21 protein-coding genes are annotated in these 21022 nt (G+C 68.0%); 11 read left to right on the top strand and 10 right to left on the bottom strand.

The window, feature by feature from the left end:
• Positions 1-1275, bottom strand: a 1275-nt coding sequence (locus tag NJ1_RS31285; protein WP_084479058.1) for a DEAD/DEAH box helicase, incomplete at its 3' end; no start/stop codon positions are given.
• Positions 1276-1602: 327 nt separating this feature from the next.
• Between NJ1_RS31285 and NJ1_RS31280 the strand changes: the two genes are divergently transcribed.
• A complete protein-coding gene (locus NJ1_RS31280; RefSeq protein WP_067701553.1) occupies positions 1603-2004 on the top strand; it encodes a hypothetical protein in 402 nt (133 codons plus the stop codon).
• Positions 2005-2019: 15 nt separating this feature from the next.
• Here NJ1_RS31280 and NJ1_RS31275 read toward each other — a convergent pair whose 3' ends face one another.
• Positions 2020-2601 carry a winged helix-turn-helix transcriptional regulator gene (locus NJ1_RS31275; protein ID WP_067701588.1) on the bottom strand — a complete coding sequence of 194 codons (582 nt, stop codon included), beginning with the start codon at positions 2599-2601 and terminating at the stop codon, positions 2020-2022.
• A 93-nt stretch (positions 2602-2694) separates the two neighbouring features.
• Here NJ1_RS31275 and NJ1_RS31270 point away from each other — a divergent pair, with 93 nt between their 5' ends.
• Positions 2695-3906: a pyridoxal phosphate-dependent aminotransferase gene (locus NJ1_RS31270; RefSeq protein WP_067701550.1), complete on the top strand. Its 1212-nt coding sequence runs from the start codon at positions 2695-2697 to the stop codon at positions 3904-3906.
• A 57-nt stretch (positions 3907-3963) separates the two neighbouring features.
• On the opposite strand, the gene NJ1_RS31265 is transcribed toward NJ1_RS31270, so the two are convergent.
• Positions 3964-4512 (bottom strand): PadR family transcriptional regulator, encoded by a 549-nt coding sequence (locus tag NJ1_RS31265; protein ID WP_157574380.1) that lies wholly within the window; start codon positions 4510-4512, stop codon positions 3964-3966.
• 96 nt (positions 4513-4608) lie between these two features.
• On the opposite strand from NJ1_RS31265, the gene NJ1_RS31260 reads away from it, so the two are divergent.
• Both NJ1_RS31260 and NJ1_RS31255 read left to right on the top strand, forming a co-directional pair.
• Complete coding sequence (locus NJ1_RS31260; protein ID WP_067701547.1) at positions 4609-5169, top strand: hypothetical protein; 561 nt, start codon at positions 4609-4611, stop codon at positions 5167-5169.
• A gap of 27 nt (positions 5170-5196) precedes the next feature.
• Positions 5197-6492 carry a carotenoid oxygenase family protein gene (locus NJ1_RS31255; RefSeq protein WP_067701544.1) on the top strand — a complete coding sequence of 432 codons (1296 nt, stop codon included), beginning with the start codon at positions 5197-5199 and terminating at the stop codon, positions 6490-6492.
• A 17-nt stretch (positions 6493-6509) separates the two neighbouring features.
• Here the strand turns inward: NJ1_RS31255 and NJ1_RS31250 are convergent, their stop codons facing one another.
• Positions 6510-7457 carry an oxygenase MpaB family protein gene (locus tag NJ1_RS31250; protein WP_067701541.1) on the bottom strand — a complete coding sequence of 316 codons (948 nt, stop codon included), beginning with the start codon at positions 7455-7457 and terminating at the stop codon, positions 6510-6512.
• A 145-nt stretch (positions 7458-7602) separates the two neighbouring features.
• Between NJ1_RS31250 and NJ1_RS31245 the strand changes: the two genes are divergently transcribed.
• On the top strand, positions 7603-8253 hold the full coding sequence (locus NJ1_RS31245; protein WP_157574378.1) for a TetR/AcrR family transcriptional regulator: 651 nt from the start codon (positions 7603-7605) through the stop codon (positions 8251-8253).
• Between the two features lie 99 nt (positions 8254-8352).
• Positions 8353-9504, top strand: coding sequence for an AI-2E family transporter (locus NJ1_RS31240; protein ID WP_067701581.1), 1152 nt, complete (start codon positions 8353-8355; stop codon positions 9502-9504).
• A gap of 68 nt (positions 9505-9572) precedes the next feature.
• Here NJ1_RS31240 and NJ1_RS31235 read toward each other — a convergent pair whose 3' ends face one another.
• Entirely contained in the window at positions 9573-11726 is a 2154-nt protein-coding gene (locus tag NJ1_RS31235; protein WP_067701535.1) for an acyl-CoA dehydrogenase family protein, read from the bottom strand.
• 621 nt (positions 11727-12347) lie between these two features.
• On the opposite strand from NJ1_RS31235, the gene NJ1_RS31230 reads away from it, so the two are divergent.
• On the top strand, positions 12348-13304 hold the full coding sequence (locus tag NJ1_RS31230) for a hypothetical protein (RefSeq protein ID WP_067701532.1): 957 nt from the start codon (positions 12348-12350) through the stop codon (positions 13302-13304).
• A 63-nt stretch (positions 13305-13367) separates the two neighbouring features.
• Entirely contained in the window at positions 13368-13796 is a 429-nt protein-coding gene (locus NJ1_RS31225) for a lipocalin-like domain-containing protein (RefSeq protein WP_067701529.1), read from the top strand.
• A 63-nt stretch (positions 13797-13859) separates the two neighbouring features.
• Here the strand turns inward: NJ1_RS31225 and NJ1_RS31220 are convergent, their stop codons facing one another.
• On the bottom strand, positions 13860-14273 hold the full coding sequence (locus tag NJ1_RS31220; RefSeq protein WP_339381189.1) for a DUF8021 domain-containing protein: 414 nt from the start codon (positions 14271-14273) through the stop codon (positions 13860-13862).
• An 83-nt stretch (positions 14274-14356) separates the two neighbouring features.
• Positions 14357-14740: a 50S ribosomal protein L7/L12 gene (gene rplL, locus NJ1_RS31215; RefSeq protein WP_067701527.1), complete on the bottom strand. Its 384-nt coding sequence runs from the start codon at positions 14738-14740 to the stop codon at positions 14357-14359.
• 101 nt (positions 14741-14841) lie between these two features.
• On the opposite strand from rplL, the gene NJ1_RS31210 reads away from it, so the two are divergent.
• Positions 14842-15129, top strand: a complete 288-nt coding sequence (locus NJ1_RS31210) for a helix-turn-helix domain-containing protein (protein WP_067701525.1) — start codon at positions 14842-14844, stop codon at positions 15127-15129.
• 71 nt (positions 15130-15200) lie between these two features.
• Positions 15201-16115: a universal stress protein gene (locus NJ1_RS31205; protein ID WP_067701523.1), complete on the top strand. Its 915-nt coding sequence runs from the start codon at positions 15201-15203 to the stop codon at positions 16113-16115.
• A gap of 67 nt (positions 16116-16182) precedes the next feature.
• Here the strand turns inward: NJ1_RS31205 and NJ1_RS31200 are convergent, their stop codons facing one another.
• Both NJ1_RS31200 and NJ1_RS31195 read right to left on the bottom strand, forming a co-directional pair.
• A complete protein-coding gene (locus NJ1_RS31200) occupies positions 16183-17409 on the bottom strand; it encodes an MFS transporter (protein ID WP_067701575.1) in 1227 nt (408 codons plus the stop codon).
• A 103-nt stretch (positions 17410-17512) separates the two neighbouring features.
• Entirely contained in the window at positions 17513-17965 is a 453-nt protein-coding gene (locus NJ1_RS31195; protein ID WP_067701520.1) for a flavodoxin domain-containing protein, read from the bottom strand.
• A 274-nt stretch (positions 17966-18239) separates the two neighbouring features.
• On the opposite strand from NJ1_RS31195, the gene NJ1_RS31190 reads away from it, so the two are divergent.
• The gene (locus NJ1_RS31190; protein ID WP_067701573.1) at positions 18240-19796 is read left to right on the top strand and encodes an AMP-binding protein; all 1557 of its coding nucleotides are present in this window, start codon (positions 18240-18242) and stop codon (positions 19794-19796) included.
• Here NJ1_RS31190 and NJ1_RS31185 read toward each other — a convergent pair.
• A complete protein-coding gene (locus NJ1_RS31185) occupies positions 19781-21019 on the bottom strand; it encodes a glycosyltransferase (protein WP_245717669.1) in 1239 nt (412 codons plus the stop codon). The two genes, NJ1_RS31190 and NJ1_RS31185, sit on opposite strands and share 16 nt — an antisense overlap.
• Between the last annotated feature and the right edge of the window lie 3 nt (positions 21020-21022).

The following is a 21022-nucleotide window of genomic DNA, read 5'->3' as shown; positions in this document are numbered from 1 at the left end:
GCCACCACCGCCGCCATTGCCACGCCGGGGAGCGCCGCCGCCGGTGCGCCGGGAATCCTCCTGTGCGGCAGGCGCACTCGGGCGGAAGGCGACCAGCGGTGCGACGACCCCGACGAGGTTCGCGACCGCGGGGGAGTCGACGGTGACCTGCTGGGGCTTGACGTCGATCTTGGCCTTGCGCATCAGCATCGCCAGGTCGCGACGCTGATCGGGCAGTACCAGGGTGACCACGTCACCGGCGTTGCCGGCGCGCGCGGTACGGCCCGAACGATGCAGGTACGCCTTGTGTTCGGCGGGCGGATCCACGTGCACGACCAGCTCCACGCCGTCCACGTGCACGCCTCGGGCGGCCACGTCGGTGGCGACCAGGACCTTGGCGTCACCGGCGGCGAAGGCGGCGAGGTTGCGGTCACGTGCGGCCTGGGCCAGGTTGCCGTGCAGATCGACGGCCGGAATTCCGGCGGTGGTGAGCTGCTTGGCCAGCTTGCGGGCCTGATGCTTGGTGCGGGTGAACAGGATTCGCCGCTCGGAGCCCGAGGCCAGCTTCTGCACGATGGCGAGTTTGGCTGCGGGGCTGCCGGTTTCGAAGATGTGGTGCGTCATGGCCGAGACGGGAGAGTTCTCCTCGTCGACCGAGTGCATGACGGCCTTGGGCAGGAAGCGGTTGACCAGCTTGTTGACGCCGTTGTCGAGCGTCGCGGAGAACATCAGTCGCTGACCGTTCGCGGGCGTCGCGGCCATGATGCGGGTGACGCCGGGCAGGAAGCCCAGGTCGGCCATGTGGTCGGCCTCGTCGATCACGGTGATCTCGACGGCATCGAGGCTGATCAGCCCCTGCTTCATCAGATCCTCGAGGCGACCGGGGCAGGCCACGACGATATCGACGCCGCGCTTGAGCGCCTGCACCTGACGATGCTGCGACACGCCGCCGAAGATGGTGGTTACCGACATGTTGTAGACCGAGGCCAGCGGCTGGATCGCGGCGGCGATCTGGGTGGCCAGTTCGCGGGTCGGGGCCAGGATCAGCCCGATCGGGCGGTTCGGGCGGGTGCGACCGGCGAGTTCGCCGCCGAGACGGTCCACCATCGGAATGGAGAAGGCCAGCGTCTTACCGCTGCCGGTCTTGCCGCGGCCGAGCACATCGCGGCCGTTCAGCGAGGCGGGGAGGGTGTCGGCCTGGATCGGGAACGGCTCGGCGATACCGGCGTTCTGGAGGGCGCGCACGAGGGGTTCGCGAACACCGAGCGCGGCAAAGGAAGTCGAAGCAGAAGTCATGGGTTAGTGCGGTGCCTTTCAGGCATCGGGTGGTGCCCGAGCCGTGCTGCGGACATCGAGTCCGCGCCGGGGGCACGAATGGCGAGATTGCCGATGGGCAAAATCGATCGCCGTAAGAAGAGCGTTGCCACGCAGCCCCGAGGCTGGTCGCGAAGTGATTGCGATCTACGACGCTTGGTGTGACGGTGTCACAACCATGATCACAATAGCTCGTAGTGAGCTGTTGTTGTCGCAAGTAGTGTAGCGGATGAGTGGCGTAACCGGCCGCTCGGTCTTTCCCAGTGTGTTCAGCGATACATCCACGCCACACAGGAGGAATGAAAACCCATGGTCAACACTCTTCAGCGCTCGGCAGGATTTGCCGCCGTTCTCGCCGGACTCGGCGCGGCCGCGGTCATCGCGGCCGCTCCCGCGTTCGCCACCAGTTCCGTCGATGTCACCGCTCTGGCGCAGGATTCGGTCACGGTCGACTACAGCTGCGACGCGTCGGCCGGGGTCTCGAGCATCCAGGCGATGGTGGGGGAGGCCTCCGCCGAAGGTCCGGCCGCCACCGGAGCGCAGAGCAGCGTCACCTGTGACGGGTCCCAGCACTCCGCGAGCATCGCGCTGTCGCCCACGGCGGGGGCGGCGCCGATGCCGCCGGGTGCCAAGGTGCAGGTGCGCGCCGCCCTGGTCGACGGCAGCGAGAACGTGGTGACCGGGACGGCCAGGCTCTTCGAGGCGAACTGAGCGTCGCGCCGGGGATCAGGCGGCGTGGTCGCGCATCACCTCGGTGAGAGTGCGTGTGCCGGTGGCGATGTCGGTCGCGCCCGCCAGATCCAGGTCGAGTTCGAGCGTCGGCGCGGCGGCGGGCCCGTCGTGATGGGTGATGCCCGCCGCCGTGATCAGGTAGTGAAACACCGTCTCGCCGATGCGAACCGAGACCGCGCCGTCCGGGACCAGTTCCCGGACGGCGCGTCCCAGTGGCAGCGCGAACCAGTTGGCGCGCACGGCGTCGGTGGCTCGGCGTTCGCCCAGATGTGAAGTGCCCCATATCGATAGCGAATCGAGCACCGGCCGCAGCGATTCCCCCTCCGGGGTGAGCTCGTAGACGGCGGTTCCCGTCCGGGGGCCGGTCTTGCGGCGGGTGAGTACCCCGTCGCGTTCGAGGTCCTTGAGGCGGGCGGCCAGCACGTCGGTGCTGATGCCCGGCAGATCGGCGAACAGATCGGAGTAGCGACGCGAACCGGAGAGCAGTTCGCGGACCACCAGCAGGTTCCACCGATCCCCGACGATGTCGAGGGCTCGGCTGACGGCACAGTAGTGGTCGTAGCTTCGGCGTGGCACGATGCCCACTGTAACCAATTACTTGGAAATACCAAGTGCAAACTTGGAATTTCCAAGTAGAGTGTGCGGAAGCCACACTGAGAAGGGACGTTCATGCAGGTCAAGCAGTCGAGCAAGCTGTCCGGAGTGTCGTACGAGATTCGTGGACCGGTGGCAGAGCAGGCGGCCCGGCTGGAGGCCGAGGGCCACCACGTGGTGAAGCTGAACACCGGCAACCCGCTGCCCTTCGGCTTCGAGGCTCCGCCGGAGATCCTGCAGGACATCGTGCGCAACCTGCCGATGTCGAGCGGCTACTCCTCCTCCAAGGGCTTGCTGTCCGCGCGCCGCGCTGTGGTGCAGTACTACGAGACCCTCGGGCTCGCCGATGTGGACGTCGAGGACGTGTTCCTCGGCAACGGCGTCTCCGAACTCATCATGATGGCGATGACCGCGCTGCTGGAGAACGGTGACGAGGTGCTCGTGCCGGCGCCGGACTTCCCGCTCTGGACGGCCGCGACCGCTCTCAACGGCGGCAAGCCCGTGCACTACATCTGCGACGAGGCCTCGGACTGGTACCCGGACACGGCCGATATCGAATCCAAGATCACCGACCGCACCCGTGCCATCGTGATCATCAACCCGAACAATCCGACCGGCGCGGTGTATCCGCCGGAGGTGCTCGGGCAGATCCTCGAGATCGCGCGCCGCCACCACCTGGTGGTCTTCTCCGACGAGATCTACGACAAGATCCTCTACGACGAGGTCGCCCACACCTGCACCGCCTCGCTCGCGCCGGATCTGCTGTGCCTGACCTTCTCCGGGCTCTCGAAGTCCTACCGCTGCGCGGGATTCCGGTCCGGATGGCTGGTCGTTTCCGGCCCGACCCAGCACGCGGAGAACTACCTCGAGGGTCTGACCATGCTCGCCGGTCTGCGACTGTGCGCGAATGTTCCTGCGCAGCAGGCGATTCAGGCCGCGCTCGGCGGTCATCAGAGCATCTACGATCTGACCCTGCCCGGCGGCCGGCTGCACGAGCAGCGCGATCGCGCGTGGGAGGCGCTCAATGCCATTCCCGGCATCTCGTGTGTGAAACCCAAGGGTGCGCTGTACGCCTTTCCCAAGATCGATCTGGACATGTACCCGATCAAGAACGACGAGCAGTTCGTGCTGGATCTGCTGCTGCAGGAGAAGCTGCACATCGTGCAGGGCACCGGCTTCAATTGGCCACGGCCCGACCACTTCCGGATCGTGACCCTCCCGCACGCGGACGACCTGGAGGCGATCATCGGACGCATCGGGCGCTTCCTGGCCACCTATCGCCAGTAGGCCGCCTACGCACACTCGCGCCCCCATCGGATCCGGTGGGGGCGCGTCGTCGTTCGGTCAGGCGGAGCCGGCGTCGCCGGGCTGTTCGCCGCGTTCGGGCAACTGTGCCAGCGCCCACCTCGCCCACTCCTGATTCATGGCGTGATACCGCTCGCCCCACTCCATGGCGATGCGCCCGTAGGTCGAGAGATCGCTCTCGTCCCAGTCGATCGAGGACTTCAGCGCGGCCAACTCGCCCTGGTCTTTGGCCGTGCGCTCCCCGATACCGGTCAGATAATCGCGGGCGTGCTCGGGCGGCATGGCGCCCAGGAAGAACACCCGCAGCAGCATCTCGTTGCGGGTGTTGCGCTTCGGCTCGGTCGTCGTCAGCCAGGTGCGCAGGTCCGCGAGCCCGGCCTCGGTGATCGTGTATTCCTTGCGTCCGCGCGGGCCCTCGTCGGTGACCGCGATGGATCCGGAGTCGGCGAGCTTGGTGAGCTCGGTATAGATCTGACTCTGGGTCGCGGGCCAGACGTTCGCCAGGGCATCCCGGAATCGGCGCAGCAGGTCGTAGCCGCTGGCCGGGCGGTCCGACAGCAGTCCTAGCAGCGCGTATCTGAGACTCATGCCCTCACTCTACATTCCTGTCTTGACATGTCGAGAATTGAGCCTGATTGTTTGACATGTCAGAACTGGAATGTGGTCGGCTAGGAGCTTTCGAACATGACGTACCTTCGTACCTTCGCCCCCTGGATCGTCTACGCCGTGATTCCGTCCCAGCACTGGCAGTGGTCGGCGCTGATCGCGCTGGGCATCTCGGTCCTGGGCATCGCGCTGCAGCTGCGGGCCGGGCAGCGACCGAGCGCCCTGATCATCGATATCGGCTCCGGCGTGTTCTTCGCCGCGCTGACCGTGCTCGCGTTCACCGATCCCGATACCGCGCTGCATCCGTACATGCCCGCGATCTCCTCCGGGGTGCTCGCGATCATCGCCGGGCTCTCCCTGCTGGTGCGGGTGCCGTTCACTCTGCCGATCGCCCGGCAGAGCACGCCGCTGGAGTACTGGGATCAGCCGATCTTCATTCGCACGGCGTACATCCTGACCTCGGTGTGGACCGCGAGCTTCCTGATCGGGTGCGTGGCGCTCGCGCTGCTCGCGCACTCCGCCGAGGGTCTGATCACCACCGTGCAGGTGCTGGCCTTCGTCGTTCCGGTGGTCTTCACCCTGCGCTACGTCGCGCACATCCAGGCCAAGGCGAAAGCGCTCGGCGCGCCCGCGGCCTGACCCCTTCGACAGGAACAGGTACCGATCATGACCGTCCCCTATCTGACCGGCAACTACGCGCCGGTCACCGAGGAACTCACCACCTACGAATTACCGTGCACCGGAACGATTCCCGAGGAATTGACCGGCTGGTATCTGCGCAACGGACCCAATCCGCACGCCGCGGCGTCGGCGCACTGGTTCCTCGGGGACGGCATGGTGCACGGCGTGCGACTCGAAGGCGGGCGCGCGGTGTCCTACCGCAATCGCTGGGTCCGGACCTCGACCTTCACCGACGGCGCGCGTGTGCGGGACGGCCACGGCCATCGGGATCTCGCTGCGGGAGTGGCCAATACGCATGTCATCCGCCATGCCGGGCGCACGCTGGCTCTGGTCGAATCCTCGTATCCGTACGAATTGACCTGTGATCTGGACACTCTGGGCCCGCACGATTTCGACGGCAAGCTGCGCACGGCGATGACCGCGCACCCCAAGACCTGCCCGACGACCGGTGAGCTGCACTTCTTCGGATACGACGTCGTCGCACCGTATCTGACCTATCACCGCGCCGATGCCGCGGGCGCGCTCGAGGTCAGCCGCGAGGTGGACGTGCCGGCCGCCACCATGCACCACGACTTCGCCCTGACCTCGGGGCACGTCGTATTCATGGATCTGCCGGTGCTTTTCGACCTCGACACCGCCATGACCGGTGCGGGCATGCCGTTCCGATGGAACGACGAGTACCAGGCGCGTCTGGGTGTGCTGCGCCGCGACGATCCGCACGGGACGATCCGGTGGTTCTCGATCGACCCCTGCTATGTCTTCCACACGCTCAACGCCTACGACGAGCCGGGTCGGATCGTCCTGCACGTCATGCGGTATCCGAGCATGTGGCGGAGCGATTCGCACGACTTCGAGCAGGCCACGCTGTGGCGCTGGGTCATCGACCTGAACACCGGTGCCGTGCACGAGGAGCAGGTGGACGATCGGGTCGCGGAGTTCCCCCGGATCGACGATCGACTCGCGGGCCTGGACTCGCGGTTCGGCTATGCCACCGTCTCGGGTCCGAGCGGTGCGCTGATCCGCTACGACCTGCACTCGGGCAGCAGCGCCTCACATGAGTTCGGCCCCGGCCGGGTTCCGGCCGAGGCGTCCTTCGCCGCCGCCGACGAAAACCCCGGCGGCGACGGCTATCTCATGACCTACGTGTACGACGCCGAGGACGATCGCAGCGATCTGGTCGTCCTGGACGCGGGCGATCCGGCCGCACCGCCGCTGGCGAGCATCCACCTGCCGAGCCGGGTGCCCTACGGGTTCCACGGCAACTGGCTCGCCGACCACTGAGCGGCGTGCCCGACGCGCTATCCGGCGGCGGGCACGACTTTGCGGTTCTGGGTGCCGTACAACGCGCGAGCCGCTGCGGGAGAACGGGTTTCGAGCAGGGCGGGCAGTTCCTTGCGCACGTGCTGCTCGAGGATCTTGCCCGCCATCGGAGCGATGATCGGGGCGGCCATGATCAGCCCGCGCTTGTTGAACAGCGTGAACAGCCACACCACGATCCGCCCGGCGGGCTTCACCAGTAGATCGATGATGCGCCACTGATCGAACTGGCCGAGCCGGCGCATCCACTTGGGCAGCGTCGCGATCGACGCCGTCGCCAGCACCCGCGAGCCGAGGGCGTAGGTGATGCCCGCACCGTGCTTGGGCGAGGTGAACAGCATCTGATGCATACCGTCCAGCGCGCGCTCGGTGGTGCAGAGCCGGGGGCGGACGTTCTCGAAGTATTCCTGGATGCCCTCGCGGGTGCGCGGCACGTCCTTCGGGTTGCAGGTCTGCAGTTCCGCGGCGACCGCGCACTCCTGCCAGTACCGGTTCTCCTCTTCGGTGCTGAGCTGGCCCGGGCCGAACATCTCGTACGCCTTGAGCACCGAGTGCCAGCCGGTGAGGTGGATCCACAGCTGGGTCTCGGGGTTGTTGGGGCTGTAGCGGCGGCCGGTGACCGGCTCGATGCCGGTCGAACGGGCGTGCAGTTCCATCAGGTGTTCCGACGCCTTGATCGCGGTGGCGGTATCGCCGATCGCCACGATCAGGAAGTACGCGAAGGTCATGTCGAGCCGGGTGCGCGGATCGGAGTAGATCTTCGCGGTATCGGAGACCGACGCGGTCAGGAACGGATCGAAGAACTCGAGCGCCACCGCGCGCTGGAATCCGATCACGGCGGTCGGGTGGGTCCAGATCTTCCAGCTCGGGGAATCGGGCCCGAAGAAGCCGTAATCCTCCCGGCGGAGAGTGGTCGGATCGAAACTCATGTCGGCTCCTCTAGGGTCCCAGTGAATACAACGCCACCGTAGCAATTGTGCGTTTCGAATACAACGCCTGCGTAGCTTTCGTTGGGTGGCTGCACCGAACCCTCGGCCGAACTGGCAGTATGGGGGCGATGGAGGCGAATCGGCAGTGAGCACATCCCGATCCACGGAACGTCCGCGCCGCAGGTACGCGGCGCGCATGCCGGCCGAACAGCGCCGCGCGCAGCTGCTGGACGCCGCGTTCACGGTGCTGGGCCGCGTCGAGTGGCACGAGCTCAGCATGGAGGCCGTCGCGCAGGAGGCCGGCGTCGGCAAACCGGTGCTGTACACCGTGTTCAAGACGCGGGCGGATCTGGTCGAGGCGCTGCTGGAACGTGAACGCGATCTGGCGCTGGAACAGGTGGCCGACACCCTGCCGGTCGATCTGATCGGCGCGGATCCGGTGGTCGCGGCTTCGGCAACGGTCGAGGCGTTCGTGGCTGTCGCTCTGGAGAATCCGACCCGCTGGCGGCTCATTCTGGCCGGGCCCGGCAGTGCGCCCGACGAGTATCGGGACGCGATCCGCAGTTCGCGCGCGGGCATCTTCGATCAGGCCGAGGCGCTGGTGCGGATCGGCCTGGCCATCGATTCGCGCTGGGCGTCGATGGATTCGGCGCTGCTCACCAATTCGCTGCTGACCATCGCCGAGATGCTCGGGCGGCTCGCGGTCAGTGAGCCGGACACCTACCCGCGCGAGCGGATCGAGGGGTTCGTGCAGGCCATCGTGCAATTGCTGATGAGTCAGTCCGCCGAGGCGTGAGCCGCGATCGCTGATGCCCTCACGGCGATGATGTGATCATCACCCTCGCCGCTGTCGGCATTGGCGGGTTCACCGTGCCTCTCGTGCCACACTGTGGGCGTGAGCGAGCCTTCGAACGACTCCGAGCAGAAGCCCGACACCTCCGCGGACCGCGGCGTGGTCATCGGCCGCGGCATCCTGTGGCTCGCGAAATGGTCACTGGCCCTGGTCGCCATCGCGGCCGGCGGATGGGTGCTGTGGTTCCTGCTCGCCAAACTGTGGGTGGCCGTACTGCCGCTGGCGCTGGCGCTGGTGGTCTCCACGGTGCTGTGGCCGCCGACCCGATGGCTGGTCGCGCGTGGACTCAAACCCGCTCTGGCGGCATCGATCACGACGCTCGGGCTGCTCGCGCTGCTGGCCGGCGTGATCGCGCTGATCGTGCCGTCGGTCGTCGATCAGGCGCCCGATCTGGCCGATCGGTCCACCGAAGGTGTCAACCGCGTGCGGGACTGGTTGCAGGGCCCGCCGCTGAATGTGCGTCAGGAGCAACTGGATTCGGCGGTCAACGCCATCGTCGACCGTCTGCAGTCCAGCGCCGAGAGCATCGCGACCGGCGTGTTCACCGGGGTCAGCACCGCCACCTCGGCCATCGTCACCCTCTTCCTGGTGCTGATGCTGGCGTTCTTCTTCGTCAAGGACGGCCCGAAGCTGCTGCCGTGGCTGCACTCGAACATGGGAAGCCGCAGCGGCCGTCATATCGAAGAGGTGCTGAACCGGATCTGGGCGACGCTGGGCGGATTCATCCGGACCCAGGCGCTGGTGAGCCTCATCGACGCGGTGCTGATCGGCGGTGGTCTGGTGATCATGGGGGTGCCGCTCGCCGCGGTGCTGACGGTGCTGACCTTCCTCGGCGGATTCATCCCGATCGTCGGTGCGTTCGTCGCGGGCGCGCTGGCGGTGCTGGTGGCCCTGGTGACCAAGGGCGTGACGACGGCGCTGATCGTGCTCGCCATCATCGTGGTGGTGCAGCAGCTGGAAGGCAATGTGCTGCAACCGGTTCTGCAGAGCCGCAGCATGCAGTTGCACGCCGTGATCGTGCTGCTCGCCATCACCGTCGGCGGGTCGCTGTGGGGGATCGTCGGGGCGTTCCTGGCGGTGCCGATCGCGGCCGTGGGCGCGGTGGTGCTGCGCTATCTCAGTGAGCAGATAGACGCCGCGAGTGACGAGCCCGCGCCCGAGGCTTCGGACTCCGAAGAGCCTGTCTCGCAGTAGTTCACCGCCCGCGGTCCGGCCGGGATGAGCCCCGGCCCGCACCGTGATGCCGTCGCGCGGCAGGGGGATCAGGTGATCAGCGGGTCACGCGGCAAGCCGAGAATGCGCTCGCCGATCTGATTGCGTTTGATCTCCGAGGTGCCGCCCGCGATCGACAGCCCGCGGTGCAGGAGCAGCAGCATATTGCTCATCGCGGCGACGCCGTCCATGAAAAGCGCGTCCTCGCCGAGCAATTCGGTGGTGATGGCCGAGGATTCATGACCGATCTCGGACACCATGAGCTTGCTGATGGCGCCCTCCGGGCCGGGGCCCGCGCCCGATACCGCGCGCAGGGCGGCCCGCAGGTTGAGCAGTTCCACCGCGTGCTGATCGGCCAGGTACCGGCCGAGACGAGCCGCGCCCCCGTCGAGTCGTTCGGGGTGAGCGTCGTACAGCGGCAACAGGACCGAGCCCGGCATGGAGAAGGCCGCGCTGCTACTGCTGCCGATGCTCACGCTCTCGTTGCCCAGGGTCGCGCGCGCGACGGTCCAGCCGCCGTCGACCGGTCCGACGACATCGCGGTCGGGAACGAACACGTCGGTGAAGAAGACCTCGTTGAACTCCGAATCGCCGGAGGTCATCCGCAGCGGCCGCACCTCGACGCCGGGGGCGTGCATATCGATGGCCATCATGGTGATGCCCTGGTGTTTGGGCACATCGGGGTTCGTGCGCACGGTGGCGAAGCCCATCCCCGACAGGTGCGCACCCGAGGTCCACACCTTCTGGCCGTTGATCAGCCAGCCGTCCTCGACCCGGGTGGCGCGGGTCTTGATCCCCGCCGCGTCGGAGCCGGCCTCGGGCTCGCTGAACAGCTGACACCACACCACCTCCTGATCGAGGGCGGGCCGCACCCAGCGGTCGAGCTGATCGGGGCTGCCGTGCTGAATGATGGTGAGAATGTTCCAGGCGGTGATGCCGTAGGTCGGTCGATGCACCTGCGCGGCGGCGAATTCCTGCTCGATGACCAGCTGTTCGAGCGCGTTCGCCGCACGCCCGAAAGGCCTGGGCCAGTGCGGCATCAGGTAGCCGGTCTCGATGAGCCTGGTGCGCTGCTGCTCGGCGGGGAGGGCTGCGAGGCTGGCGGCGAGTTCCCGCGCGTCCGGGCGGAAGGATTCGGCTTCGGGCGGCAGTTCGATCGCCTTGGCCCGCACCACGCCCGCGCGGGTGAGGTCCAGCAGATCCGAGGCCGCGCGCCGGGGGGCGAGGAAATGTTCCAGGACCGCCGCGCGCCGCATGAACAGATGCGCGTCGTGCTCCCAGGTCATCGCGATGCCACCGTGGACCTGGGTCATGTGGTTCGCGCAGAAATCGGCGGCCGGTCCGGCCAGCGTCGCCGCGACGGCCGAGGCGTAGGACAGCTGATCTCCGCCGGTGCGGGCCGAGCGGGCCGCGTCCCAGACCGCGCCCGAGGACATCTCCAGTGCCACGGCCATATTCGCGCAGTGGTGTTTGACGGCCTGGAACATGGCGATCGGGCGACCGAACTGGATGCGCGTCTTGGCGTACTCGGCCGCCATCCGGGTGGCCTCCGCCGCGACGCCGACCGCCTCGGCCGCCAGGATCACCCGCACGAGGTCGCGCAGTATCGGCGCGGCACCGGTGAGGACCGTCGCGGGGGCGCTGTCGAGCGTGATTCGCGCGGCGCGCCTGGTCGGGTCGAGATTCCGGGGAGAGGCGACCGATATGCCCTGCCCGGCTTCGACGATCGCGACATCGTCGCCGGAGGCGAGCACGAGCAGCTGTGCGAGCCCGCCCCCGAGCACCACCACCGCGCCCGATGCGAGACCGGCGTCGAGGGTGACGCCGGGTGCGGTGCTCACCGCCGCGCGCACGGTCCCGTCCGCCAACCCGGGAAGCAGCGCCGATCGCGAAACCTGTTCCGCGGCAGTCGCGATGAACGCGCTCGCGATCACCGTGGGTGTGAACGGCCCCGGTGCCAGGGCGCTCCCGAACTCCGCGACGACGACCGCGAGCTCTTCGAGCCCGTATCCGGACCCGCCGACCTCCTCGGGCAGATGCAGCCCGAGCAAGCCCAGGGCGCCGACTTCCGCCCAGAATTCCGGAAGTTCCTCGACCCGTGATTCGAGCAGCGCGCGTCCCGCCTGCCGCGCCCCGCGCTTGCGCAGGAAACTCGAAACCGACTCCGCGAGAGCGACGTGCTCCGGGGCAATGGCGATCGACATCAGAACTCCTCCTCGACCCCGCCAGTATCGCGCTCCCTCCGCGTTGTTATGCCGAATTCGCGTACTCGGTCCGAGAATTCGGCAGAGGGAGCAGGTGCCCGATTCTGCGTCCGATGCCGCGAGCTGTGCCGACCACGGATCATTCATCCAGTTCACAGTGTCCGAGGCTCTGATCAACCACGATCACCACCCAGATCTGGACGTCGCCTGCCTGTGATGCGACGCCCTCCGGCGTGAATGCGGATTCGCCCAATCCGAAGGGGAATCCCACGATCCCACGCTGTGGTCCCGGCCTCGCGAACGGCCCGGCTCTCCTGCGGCTAGAGGGGAGCGTCCACGGCGGCCGCGATGAAGGCTCGGCGTGCGGTCCGCCCGGTCCCGCTGCCACACTCGTCCGCCTGCCGGTGAACTCACCGAGCGCCGGCGCCGGCGGACGTTCGTGGAAATGGAAGTCCTCGCTCACCGGCCGTGGCCGCTCGGTAGCGCCGTCACCGTGCGAAAGTGCGTGCGGGACAGCGTCGCCGACGCGATCGCGTGGCCCGAATGCCGGGCCCTGCGCCGGTCGTCTGTCCGTGGTCGCCGCTACAGTGACTGCGACAGAAACGCTATTGGGGGCGAAACATGGGTTACGACATCAGTTTTCATCCGGTCGACATGCGGTTGGTGCAGGAGCGGATCGTTCCGTTTCTGGCCGGGCGGGGTGGGGACGGGGATCTCGCGGACCTGGTCGGCGACGCGGTGCGGCAGGCGAAGGTGCGGTTCCGGGCCAATGCGTGGGGTCTGGGGGTGCTCGAGGCCTATGGGCACGAGGATTTCGACGCGCGGTTGTACCTGTGGGGGCGGCCGTTCTTCGTCACCGCCGAGGACGCGGCGTCGGTTGCCGAAACCGTTGTGCGGTACTGCAATGCGGAGCTGGACGAGGTCGACGATCTGGCGCGGAGTCAGATCGCGCTGCTGGATCCGGCCCTGCTGAGTCGAGTCGAGCCGAATATGAACGGCACCCTGCCCTCGGACGAGAATCTCGCCGTCGGGTTCCGCTGGAAGCTCGAGCTGCTGCGCGAGGCCGGGGCGGCGGTGCGGGCGGGACGCCCGACGATCCGCAACGCCGATGACGAGGACATTTCGGCGGGCAGCGCACTGTCGGGGAACATGCAGTTCGCGACGGTCGAGTTCCTGGCCGCGCTGCTGCCGGGCTGGATCGAGCGGGGCCGGGTGTGGCCGAGCGAGCTGGAGGAGAACGTGAGCACCGAGGGCTACTCGGGACTTTCGGACAACTCCCCGCTGTTCGGCAGCCTGCCGGTCGAATTCCCCGCGCTGGAGTGGGAATCGAACTGGACCATCCCGTCGAACTATTCCATCGGCGGATATGCCGCACCCTCGGATGTCCCGGCCTTGCGCGCCTGGCTGGCCCGCAACGCCGAATCGCTCACCGCGGTGGGGGACCAGTGGGACGACCGGCCCTACGTCCGCAAGGCGCTGCGCAAGATCGACGAGGCCGCGGCCCTGGCCGAGCTGACCGGATCGGGCTTCCTCGAAGCCGCCGAGATCTACAGTCCCGCCGAGGGAACCATCAACTGATCCGCGGCGGCAGTCACGCCGTCCTGTGGTTCACCGGTCTCGCCGCCAGCTAGCCTCGGGAACATGAAGGCCGGTGACCTGGTGGGACGTTGGCAGCTGACGGCATGGACCGCGACCGATGACACGGGCGCGGTCGCCATGCCCTTCGGGGAGCATCCGCGCGGGTCGGTGGTCTACACCCCGGGCGGGTGGATGAGTGGGCAACTCGCCCTGCCCGATCGCCGCGCGATGTCCACGTCGGCGGCGCTGGGTGGGACGGAAAGTGAACGGGCCGAAGCATATTCGAGCTATGTGGCCTATTGCGGCGACTATCGCCTGGAGGGTGACACCGTCGTGCACGTGCTGCGGATGAGCCTGTTCCCCAACTGGGTCGGCACCGAGCAGCGGCGTGTGGTCGAACTGCAGGGGGACCGCATGGTGCTGCGCACCCCGCCCACACCCGTCAGCGGCCGGATTCTGGTCAACAGCCTGCACTGGGTACGCGTCGAATAGGGCGACCGGCGCCGGGGTGGTCCTACGGCTCGGGCGGGGCGCGGTGCGTCCCGCCCGAGTCCTCTACACGGGGACGATGTCGGCGACGATGGTGTGAATGGTGCCGTCGGGGATCTCGAAGGTCTCGGTGATCTGCACGGTCGTCAGGCGGATTCCGGCGACGCCCGAGTCGAGCAGGTACCGGGTGGTGACCACGTCACCGGCCTCGGAGATCTGCAGGTCGCGTATCTGCTGGATCACTCGGTACTGGATTCCGGTTTCGAGATCCCGGCTCAGCTGAGGGCCGGAGTATCCGGTCTGCAGTCCCGCTTCGACGCGGGTGGCGTCGGGAGCGAAGTGCACGGCACTGGCATCGTGAGAGACCAGGGCGTCGAGATACGCGCGAGCGGTGGCGACGCGTTCGGTGTCCGATGGATTGGGCTGCGCCCCAGCGATTCCCGGAGCGGCGGTGAGTGAGGCCGCCAGCGCAGCGGACAAAACTGCAACTCGTTTCAAGTTCACCGCCATATCCTGGCGTACGGTGCGCGAACCCGCTGGGTATCGGCGCATCCTCGTCGCGATCAGCGCACGGCCACCCGTGCGCCCGCGGCCTCGAGTTTGATTCTCGCGGTGTCGGCGGCGAATTGATCGACCTGCTCCAGGATGCGGACCGGTGCGGACTCCACGAGGTCCTTGGCCTCCTTGAGCCCCAGCCCGGGAATCACCTCGCGCATCGCCTTGATCACCTGAATCTTCTTCTCGCCGAACGATTCCAGGATCAGGTCGAATTCGGACTTCTCCTCCGGGGCATCGGCGGGAAGCGCGTCGGCGGCGACGGGAACGGCCACCGGCGCGGCCGCGGTCACCCCGAACTCCTCCTCGAACGCCTTCATGAACGCCGAGAGTTCCAGCAGTGTCATACCTTTGAAAACATCGAGCAATTCGTCGACGGTCATCTTGGCCATAATCATTCCCCTGCAACGCGCCGACCAGCCACTCTCCAGGTTACGCGGAATACGGCGTGGGAACGAGCGGGTTTTGCCGAGCCCACCTACCATCGGGCTCGATGGTCACCCAGGAGGAATTCGACCGGCAGTTCGGCGAACCCGCCGCGGCGCTGCGACAGCGGATCGAGTACCAGCGGATGGAACTCGCGTACACGTTCGGCAAAAGCGTTCGGGCGGCGCGGGAATCGCGCGGATGGTCGGTGCCGGGGTTGGCGCGGCGGGCTCGGGTCTCGCGCGCCGAGATCGCGGCCATCGAGGCGGGCAGATCGTTGCCGGCCGCGGTCACCGAGCGAGTCGCGGCCACCGTCGGCGTCCGAGCCCCCGGAGTTCTGGGCGATTCGCCCTGATCGTAAGGTCGAGGACGAGAGGGACCGAACGGAATCGGCGCACGATCGCCGAGACAGGAGGTACGGATCACATGACCCGCAACGAGGGCGAGAACCCGCACGCGTTGGCGTCGGCGCCGGTGATCGTCGGCATCGACGACTCCGAGGCGGCACAGCACGCGGTGCGCTGGGCGGCCGAAACCGCTTGTGCGCGAGGCCGTGAACTGCTCATCGTGCACGGCACGAATCTGAAGACGATCCAGGGGTTGCTCGGCAGCTATGCCGCCGTGGAGCCCGAGGTCACGCAGTCCGTGCAGGGGTTCGGCGAGGAGCTGGTGGCCGCTGCCGCGCGGGCGGCGCGCGAGGTGGATCCCGAGCTGCGGGTGCGGACCGAGGTGTCCTCGGCGCATCCGGCGCGGCTGCTCATCGACAGCTCGGCCGAGGCGCATCTGCTGGTGCTGGGCGGGCCGGACGAGCGGCGCGGGTTCAACAAGCTGGGGTCGATCCTGATCGCGGTCTCGAGCGGCAGTCGCGGCGCGGTGGTCGTGGTGCGCGACGGTGAACGCGAGGCGCCCCGCACCGGCCCGGTGGTGGTCGGCGTGGACGGCAGCCCGACGAGTGAGGCCGCGATCGAGGCCGCCTTCGCGGAGGCATCACAGCGCGTGGCGCCGCTGGTGGCCGTGCACACCTGGAGCGATCAGTACCTGAGTCAGTTCTCCGGCCTGGTCGACACCTCGATCGAGGCCGATCAGCTCGCGGTGGCCGAACAGTCCCTCCTGGTCGAGCGTTTGGCGGGCTGGCAGGAGAAGTACCCCGACGTGGTCGTCACGCGCGAGGTCTACCTGTCCTCTCCGGCCGATCACCTGCAGACCTGGTCCGAGTCGGCGCAGCTGCTGGTGGTCGGCAGCCGTGGTCGTGGCGGCTTCACCGGAATGCTGCTCGGATCCACCAGCAACGCGCTGGTGCAGCGGGCGCACTGCCCCGTCATGGTCGTTCATCCGGATTAGACGCGGGAATACGTTCGGGGCGGCACCCGCGCGCCGGGTGCGGTCGACCCGGTCGGGACCGGGGGCATCAGCTGATCGCGGGCGAGGACTCGGCGGCGATATCGGTCGCCGCGGGCTTCGGCCGGTCTCGCGGCCACGGGATATAGACCGGAATGTACCGGGCCATCACGAATGCCCCGAGGGCCGCGACGCCTCCGATGGTGAGCACGGCGACCGCGAGCGGGCCGACCGCCGCCAGACCGCTGATCGTGAGCGGCCCCACGAAGGATCCGCCGTCATGGGTGAGCCGCCAGGCGGCGAGGAACTCGGCTCGATTGGCGGCGGGGGAGACGTCCGCGCCGATCGTCATGATCGTGCCGTTCCCGATGCCGTTCCCGATGCCCATGATCACCGCGACGATGCCGAGCGTGAGCGTCGAATCCGTCAGTGGCACAGCGAAATACGCTAGGGCCAGGACGACCAGCGACGGCACCGTGATGAACCGTCGGCCGAAGCGGTCCATCAGGTGTCCGGCCGGGTAGGCGCACAGCACGTCGAGTCCGGCTCCGATGCCGAAGATCAGGCTCGCGGTGGTCGCGCTGGTGCCGAGATGATCGGCCCACAGCGGTAGTACGGCCTCGCGAGAGGACCGGGCCGCGCCCATCAGCAGCGATCCCGCGCCCAGGGTGAGCAGCACCGCGCGATGGGACCGGCCGATCTGCATCAGGGACAGGGTCGGCGCGGGAATCCCGCCGGTGGCGGGCAGCTGCGGATCGGGCAACCGGGCCATCAGATAGCCCGCGATCGCGATGGCGGCGAACTGCACGACGAAACCGCCGCGGGTGCCGAATCCGGCGATCATGGCTGCTCCGAGAAACGGTCCGAGGAAGAACCCCAGTCGCATGCAGCCGCCGAACAAGGCCATCGCCCGGGCGCGCTGCTCGAACGGCACCGCCTCGGACAGATAGCTCATCCGCGCCAAACCCCATATGGCATTGGACAATCCGACGATCACCAATCCCACGCACAGCAGCGGTACCGTCGGCGCGAACACGCACAGCAGTACGCCCGCCGCACCCGCGCTGCTGGCGACGATGATCGATATCCGCTCACCGAGCCGGGACACCACCTGTCCGGCGGGAATGTCGCCGAGTATCTGACCCAGCCCGACCAGCGCGACGGTCAGTCCGGCGACCGCGACCGACGCACCCAGATCCAGTGCGGTCAACGCCATCACGGGCGCGGCCGCGCCCATCCCGATTCCGTATGTGGCCGCGGGCACATACACGGTGAGCAGCAGCGGCCGCAGAGACATGGTCACCCGGCGACTCTGCGGATGGCTATCGCATTGCGCAACAGCCTTTCCACAGTGTGAAAATCACGGTGATTTCAATCGGGCCCGGTTCGGCGCCGTCGAATCAGGCCGGGGCGAGGGCCGGAATCGGCAGGGCCGCAGCCCATTCACGCGCCATATCCCTGGCGCGCACATCGGTCTGCGCGTCGTGCCGGCCGTGCGCGCCGACCTGGATCGCGCCGCGGGCGATCAACTTCTCGCTCGCGATCTCCCCGCCCCGATTGAAGGTGTCCCCGTACACGCTGTCCCCGAGTCCGAACACGGCGAAGCGCAATCCCGTCAGGTCGGGCATGGCGTCCTCGAGTTCCTCGAAGAACGGCTCGGCCCCGGTGGGCAGATCGCCGTCCCCGTAGGTCGAGCACACGATGACATGAAAGGCCCGCACGTCGAGATCCTCGACGGCGAAATCGCTCATGTCGTAGATCGACACATCGTGCGCGGCCAGCGCATCCGCGACGTGTTCCGCCGTGTCCTCGGCCGTGCCCATCTCGGTTCCGAACAGAATGACGACCCGCACAGGCTCGGTTTCCTTTCTCGGCGCAGTCCCGCACCCTACAAGGTTGGTGAGGCTAGCCTAACTAACTGATCATGCCCGCGCCACACCTTCGTCGCGCATGTCACCCTCGGGGTCCGGGCAAGGTAGACGCCGGGGTCCCGAGGGTGACACCCGAACGCTCCGGCCCGCGTACCGAGGTCGCGCAGCTGGTGAGAGGGGCACACGACCTCTGCCGGTCCGATTCGAGATCGCGCAAGCGGTGATCGTGGTCGGAACCGCATGGGAGACTTCGGCTATGAGCGAGACTGCTGATGCCTCTGTCCCGACGGTGAGCTGTGGCGGCCGGGTTCGGCTCCAGTCCGATGTGCATCAGCGGGCCGGCAGAGTTGCCGCGGCGCTGGCGGATTCGGGTGTGGGCAAGGGGGAGCGCATCGCGGTGATGGCCCGCAACGACATCGAGTTTCTCGAGACGTCGCTGGCCGCGGCGACCTGTGGGGCGAACCCCGTCCCGATCAATACACGGTGGCAGGCGCCCGAGGTGGCGCACGTGCTGGCCGATGCGGACGTGCGAGTCGTGTTCGCGCACACCGAATTCGTACCGGTCGTGGAACGGGCGACCGCGGCGGCGAACCTCACGCCGCGCATCGTGGAGATCGCCATGCCGCAGGAGTTGTTGCGCGCCGCGGGGCTCGACGGCGAGCTCGGTCGGCCGACGGGCAGACACGAGTTGTTCGAGGACTGGGCGAGCGGGCACGCTGCTCCGCTCGGGTACGTCGAGGGCGCGATCGCGGACTCGATGGGGCTGATCTACACCTCCGGTACCACCGGTCGGCCCAAAGGCGTACTGCGACAGCGCATGACCGCCGAGCAGCTGTTGTCGATCGCCGGAGCGACCGCGAGTCGGATGGGTGTGGCTCCCGGCGGGCGGATGCTGGTGGCGGGACCGCTCTATCACACCAGCCCGAACGCGGTCGCCACGCTCGCCCTGCGAATGGGCGCGCACATCACGATCCTGCCGCGCTGGAATGCCGAACAGTTCCTGAAGGCGGTGCACGAGAACCGGATTCAGCATGCCAAGGTGGTGCCGACCATGCTGTCTCGGCTGCTGTCGGTATCGCCCGAGGTCCGGGCGCGCTATGACATCTCGAGCCTGACCCACCTGATCCACTCGGCCGCCCCGTGCCCACCGGCTATCAAGCGCGCGGCGATCGACTGGTTCGGTGATGCGCTGTGGGAGTTCTACGGCTGCAGCGAAACCGGCGTCGTCACCTGGATCGGCGCGCGGGAATGGTTGGCGCGACCCGGCAGCGTCGGTCGACCGCTCGACGGATCGGCCGTCGCGATTCTCGACGAGCAGGGCCGGGCGCTACCGCCGGGTGCGGTCGGGCGGGTCTTCATCAAGGGTGCGGACTACTGGCCCGAATTCGCCTACCTCAACCGCCCAGCGCCGGATGCGGGCCCGGTTCCCGGCCTGATCACGGTCGGCGACCTGGGTCACCTGGACGAGGACGGCTATCTCTATCTGACCGGCCGCAGCAGTGAGGTCGTGATCTCCGGCGGCGTGAACATCTATCCCGCCGAAATCGAGGCGGCGCTCAGCGCCCTGCCCGGAGTGGAGGACGTCGCGGTCTTCGGAATCCCCCACACCGGTGACTTCGGCGAGCAACTCGCCGCCCACCTCGTCCTGCGCCCCGGCGCGACCCTCACCGACTCCGAGGTCCGCTTCGCGGTGAAAGACCGACTCGCCGACTACAAGGTCCCCGCCGTCATCCGCATCGTCGAGGAACTCCCGCGCGACGACTCGGGCAAGCTCTACAAGCGCCGGCTCCGCGCCCTCTACCCGCCCGCATAGCTCAAGCCCGCCGCGATCGCCTCCCGGTACACCGACACGATCGCGGCCAGATGCCGTGATTGGCGTGGCTCGTCGGCGTGAGCCGCGAGAGCCTTGCGCATCAGCGGAATCTGTTCCCTGGTGTGCGCCAACGACTTCAGGGCCGCGGCGAAGGAATCGACCGAGGGTGTCGCGGTGCGGAGTCCGCCGTCCTCGGGGATGGTTTCGGACAGTTCGGGGTCGCAGTAGAGGATCGGCAGACCCATGGCGACCGCTTCGAGCAGGACCATGCCCTGGGTGTCGCAATCGGAGGTGAGCAGCAGGACGTCGTGCGTGCGCATGGCGTGCAGGCAGGTGGACTGCTCGACCTCGCCGTGCAGGCGGACGCGGTCGGTGAGGTCGGCGGTGAGCGCGGCGCGGACGCGCTCGACGAGGGGGCCACTGCCGTAGATGTCCAGGGTGCAGTCCTGGACCAGACGCGCCACCTCGATCGCTTCGAGGGGACGTTTCTCGGCGGAGAACCGCCCGCACCACAGGGCGCGCAGGGGAGCGGTGGCATCGAGGGTCGGCTCCACGGCGGCGCGTGCGCGCTCCAGCGCCGCGTCGTCGATTCCGTTGGACACCACGTGGATCGGGCGATCGACCCCGCGCGCGGCCAGGCGGCGAGCGAAGTGACGAGTCGGGACGATCACCCGATCCGAGGCCTGGGCCTGCGCGATCAGCGGCCGCCACGCCAGTCGTGCCACCCGGCTGTCCCCGGCGTACGGCGGTTGCCGGCGCAGCGGCACGAACCAGCCGTGCAGCAGCCGCATGGTCAGCGCCGCCGGATACGGTGCGGGCGAATACTTCTCGATGACGGTGTCATCGCGGCTCTGCATGGTCTGGACGGTGGGGACGCCGTGCCTGCGCGCGGCGCGGATACCGGCGATCCCGCCGCCGTAGGTGGTGAGGGTGTGCACCAGGTCGATCGGCCCGCGCTCGGCGAAGGCCGCGTCGATCAGGCGCTGATTGGCGCGGGTCGGCAGGACCACCGGCAGACCGTTGGACATCGACATCCGGGTCGAGTCGAGCACCACGATATCGGGTTCGGTGGCGGTGGATCCCGGTGCGGGAGGGCAGAATACGGTCACCCGGTGACCGAGCCCCCGCAGTCCGTCCCACAGTGACCGCATGGCGGTCTGCACGCCGCCGAGGGTGGCCGGATGGAAGTCGGTGAACAGCGCCACGTGCACGGAATCGCCCATGGC

The sequence above is a fragment of the Nocardia jejuensis NBRC 103114 genome (assembly GCF_001613145.1).
GTDB classification, from domain to species: Bacteria; Actinomycetota; Actinomycetes; order Mycobacteriales; family Mycobacteriaceae; genus Nocardia; species Nocardia jejuensis.
The sequence above is the reverse complement of the archived record's forward strand: the minus strand, read 5'-3'. Positions and strand labels throughout refer to the sequence as shown.

Bases quoted from the DNA above. Each gene is read 5' to 3' on its own strand.
- NJ1_RS31280 (WP_067701553.1), top strand. From the start codon at position 1,603: ATGGTCAACACTCTTCAGCGCTCGGCAGGATTTGCCGCCGTTCTCGCC.
- NJ1_RS31270 (WP_067701550.1), top strand. From the start codon at position 2,695: ATGCAGGTCAAGCAGTCGAGCAAGCTGTCCGGAGTGTCGTACGAGATT.
- NJ1_RS31265 (WP_157574380.1), bottom strand. From the start codon at position 4,512: ATGAGTCTCAGATACGCGCTGCTAGGACTGCTGTCGGACCGCCCGGCC.
- NJ1_RS31260 (WP_067701547.1), top strand. From the start codon at position 4,609: ATGACGTACCTTCGTACCTTCGCCCCCTGGATCGTCTACGCCGTGATT.
- NJ1_RS31255 (WP_067701544.1), top strand. From the start codon at position 5,197: ATGACCGTCCCCTATCTGACCGGCAACTACGCGCCGGTCACCGAGGAA.
- NJ1_RS31250 (WP_067701541.1), bottom strand. From the start codon at position 7,457: ATGAGTTTCGATCCGACCACTCTCCGCCGGGAGGATTACGGCTTCTTC.
- NJ1_RS31235 (WP_067701535.1), bottom strand. From the start codon at position 11,726: ATGTCGATCGCCATTGCCCCGGAGCACGTCGCTCTCGCGGAGTCGGTT.
- NJ1_RS31230 (WP_067701532.1), top strand. From the start codon at position 12,348: ATGGGTTACGACATCAGTTTTCATCCGGTCGACATGCGGTTGGTGCAG.
- NJ1_RS31225 (WP_067701529.1), top strand. From the start codon at position 13,368: ATGAAGGCCGGTGACCTGGTGGGACGTTGGCAGCTGACGGCATGGACC.
- rplL (WP_067701527.1), bottom strand. From the start codon at position 14,740: ATGGCCAAGATGACCGTCGACGAATTGCTCGATGTTTTCAAAGGTATG.
- NJ1_RS31210 (WP_067701525.1), top strand. From the start codon at position 14,842: ATGGTCACCCAGGAGGAATTCGACCGGCAGTTCGGCGAACCCGCCGCG.
- NJ1_RS31205 (WP_067701523.1), top strand. From the start codon at position 15,201: ATGACCCGCAACGAGGGCGAGAACCCGCACGCGTTGGCGTCGGCGCCG.
- NJ1_RS31200 (WP_067701575.1), bottom strand. From the start codon at position 17,409: ATGTCTCTGCGGCCGCTGCTGCTCACCGTGTATGTGCCCGCGGCCACA.
- NJ1_RS31190 (WP_067701573.1), top strand. From the start codon at position 18,240: ATGAGCGAGACTGCTGATGCCTCTGTCCCGACGGTGAGCTGTGGCGGC.
- NJ1_RS31185 (WP_245717669.1), bottom strand. From the start codon at position 21,019: ATGGGCGATTCCGTGCACGTGGCGCTGTTCACCGACTTCCATCCGGCC.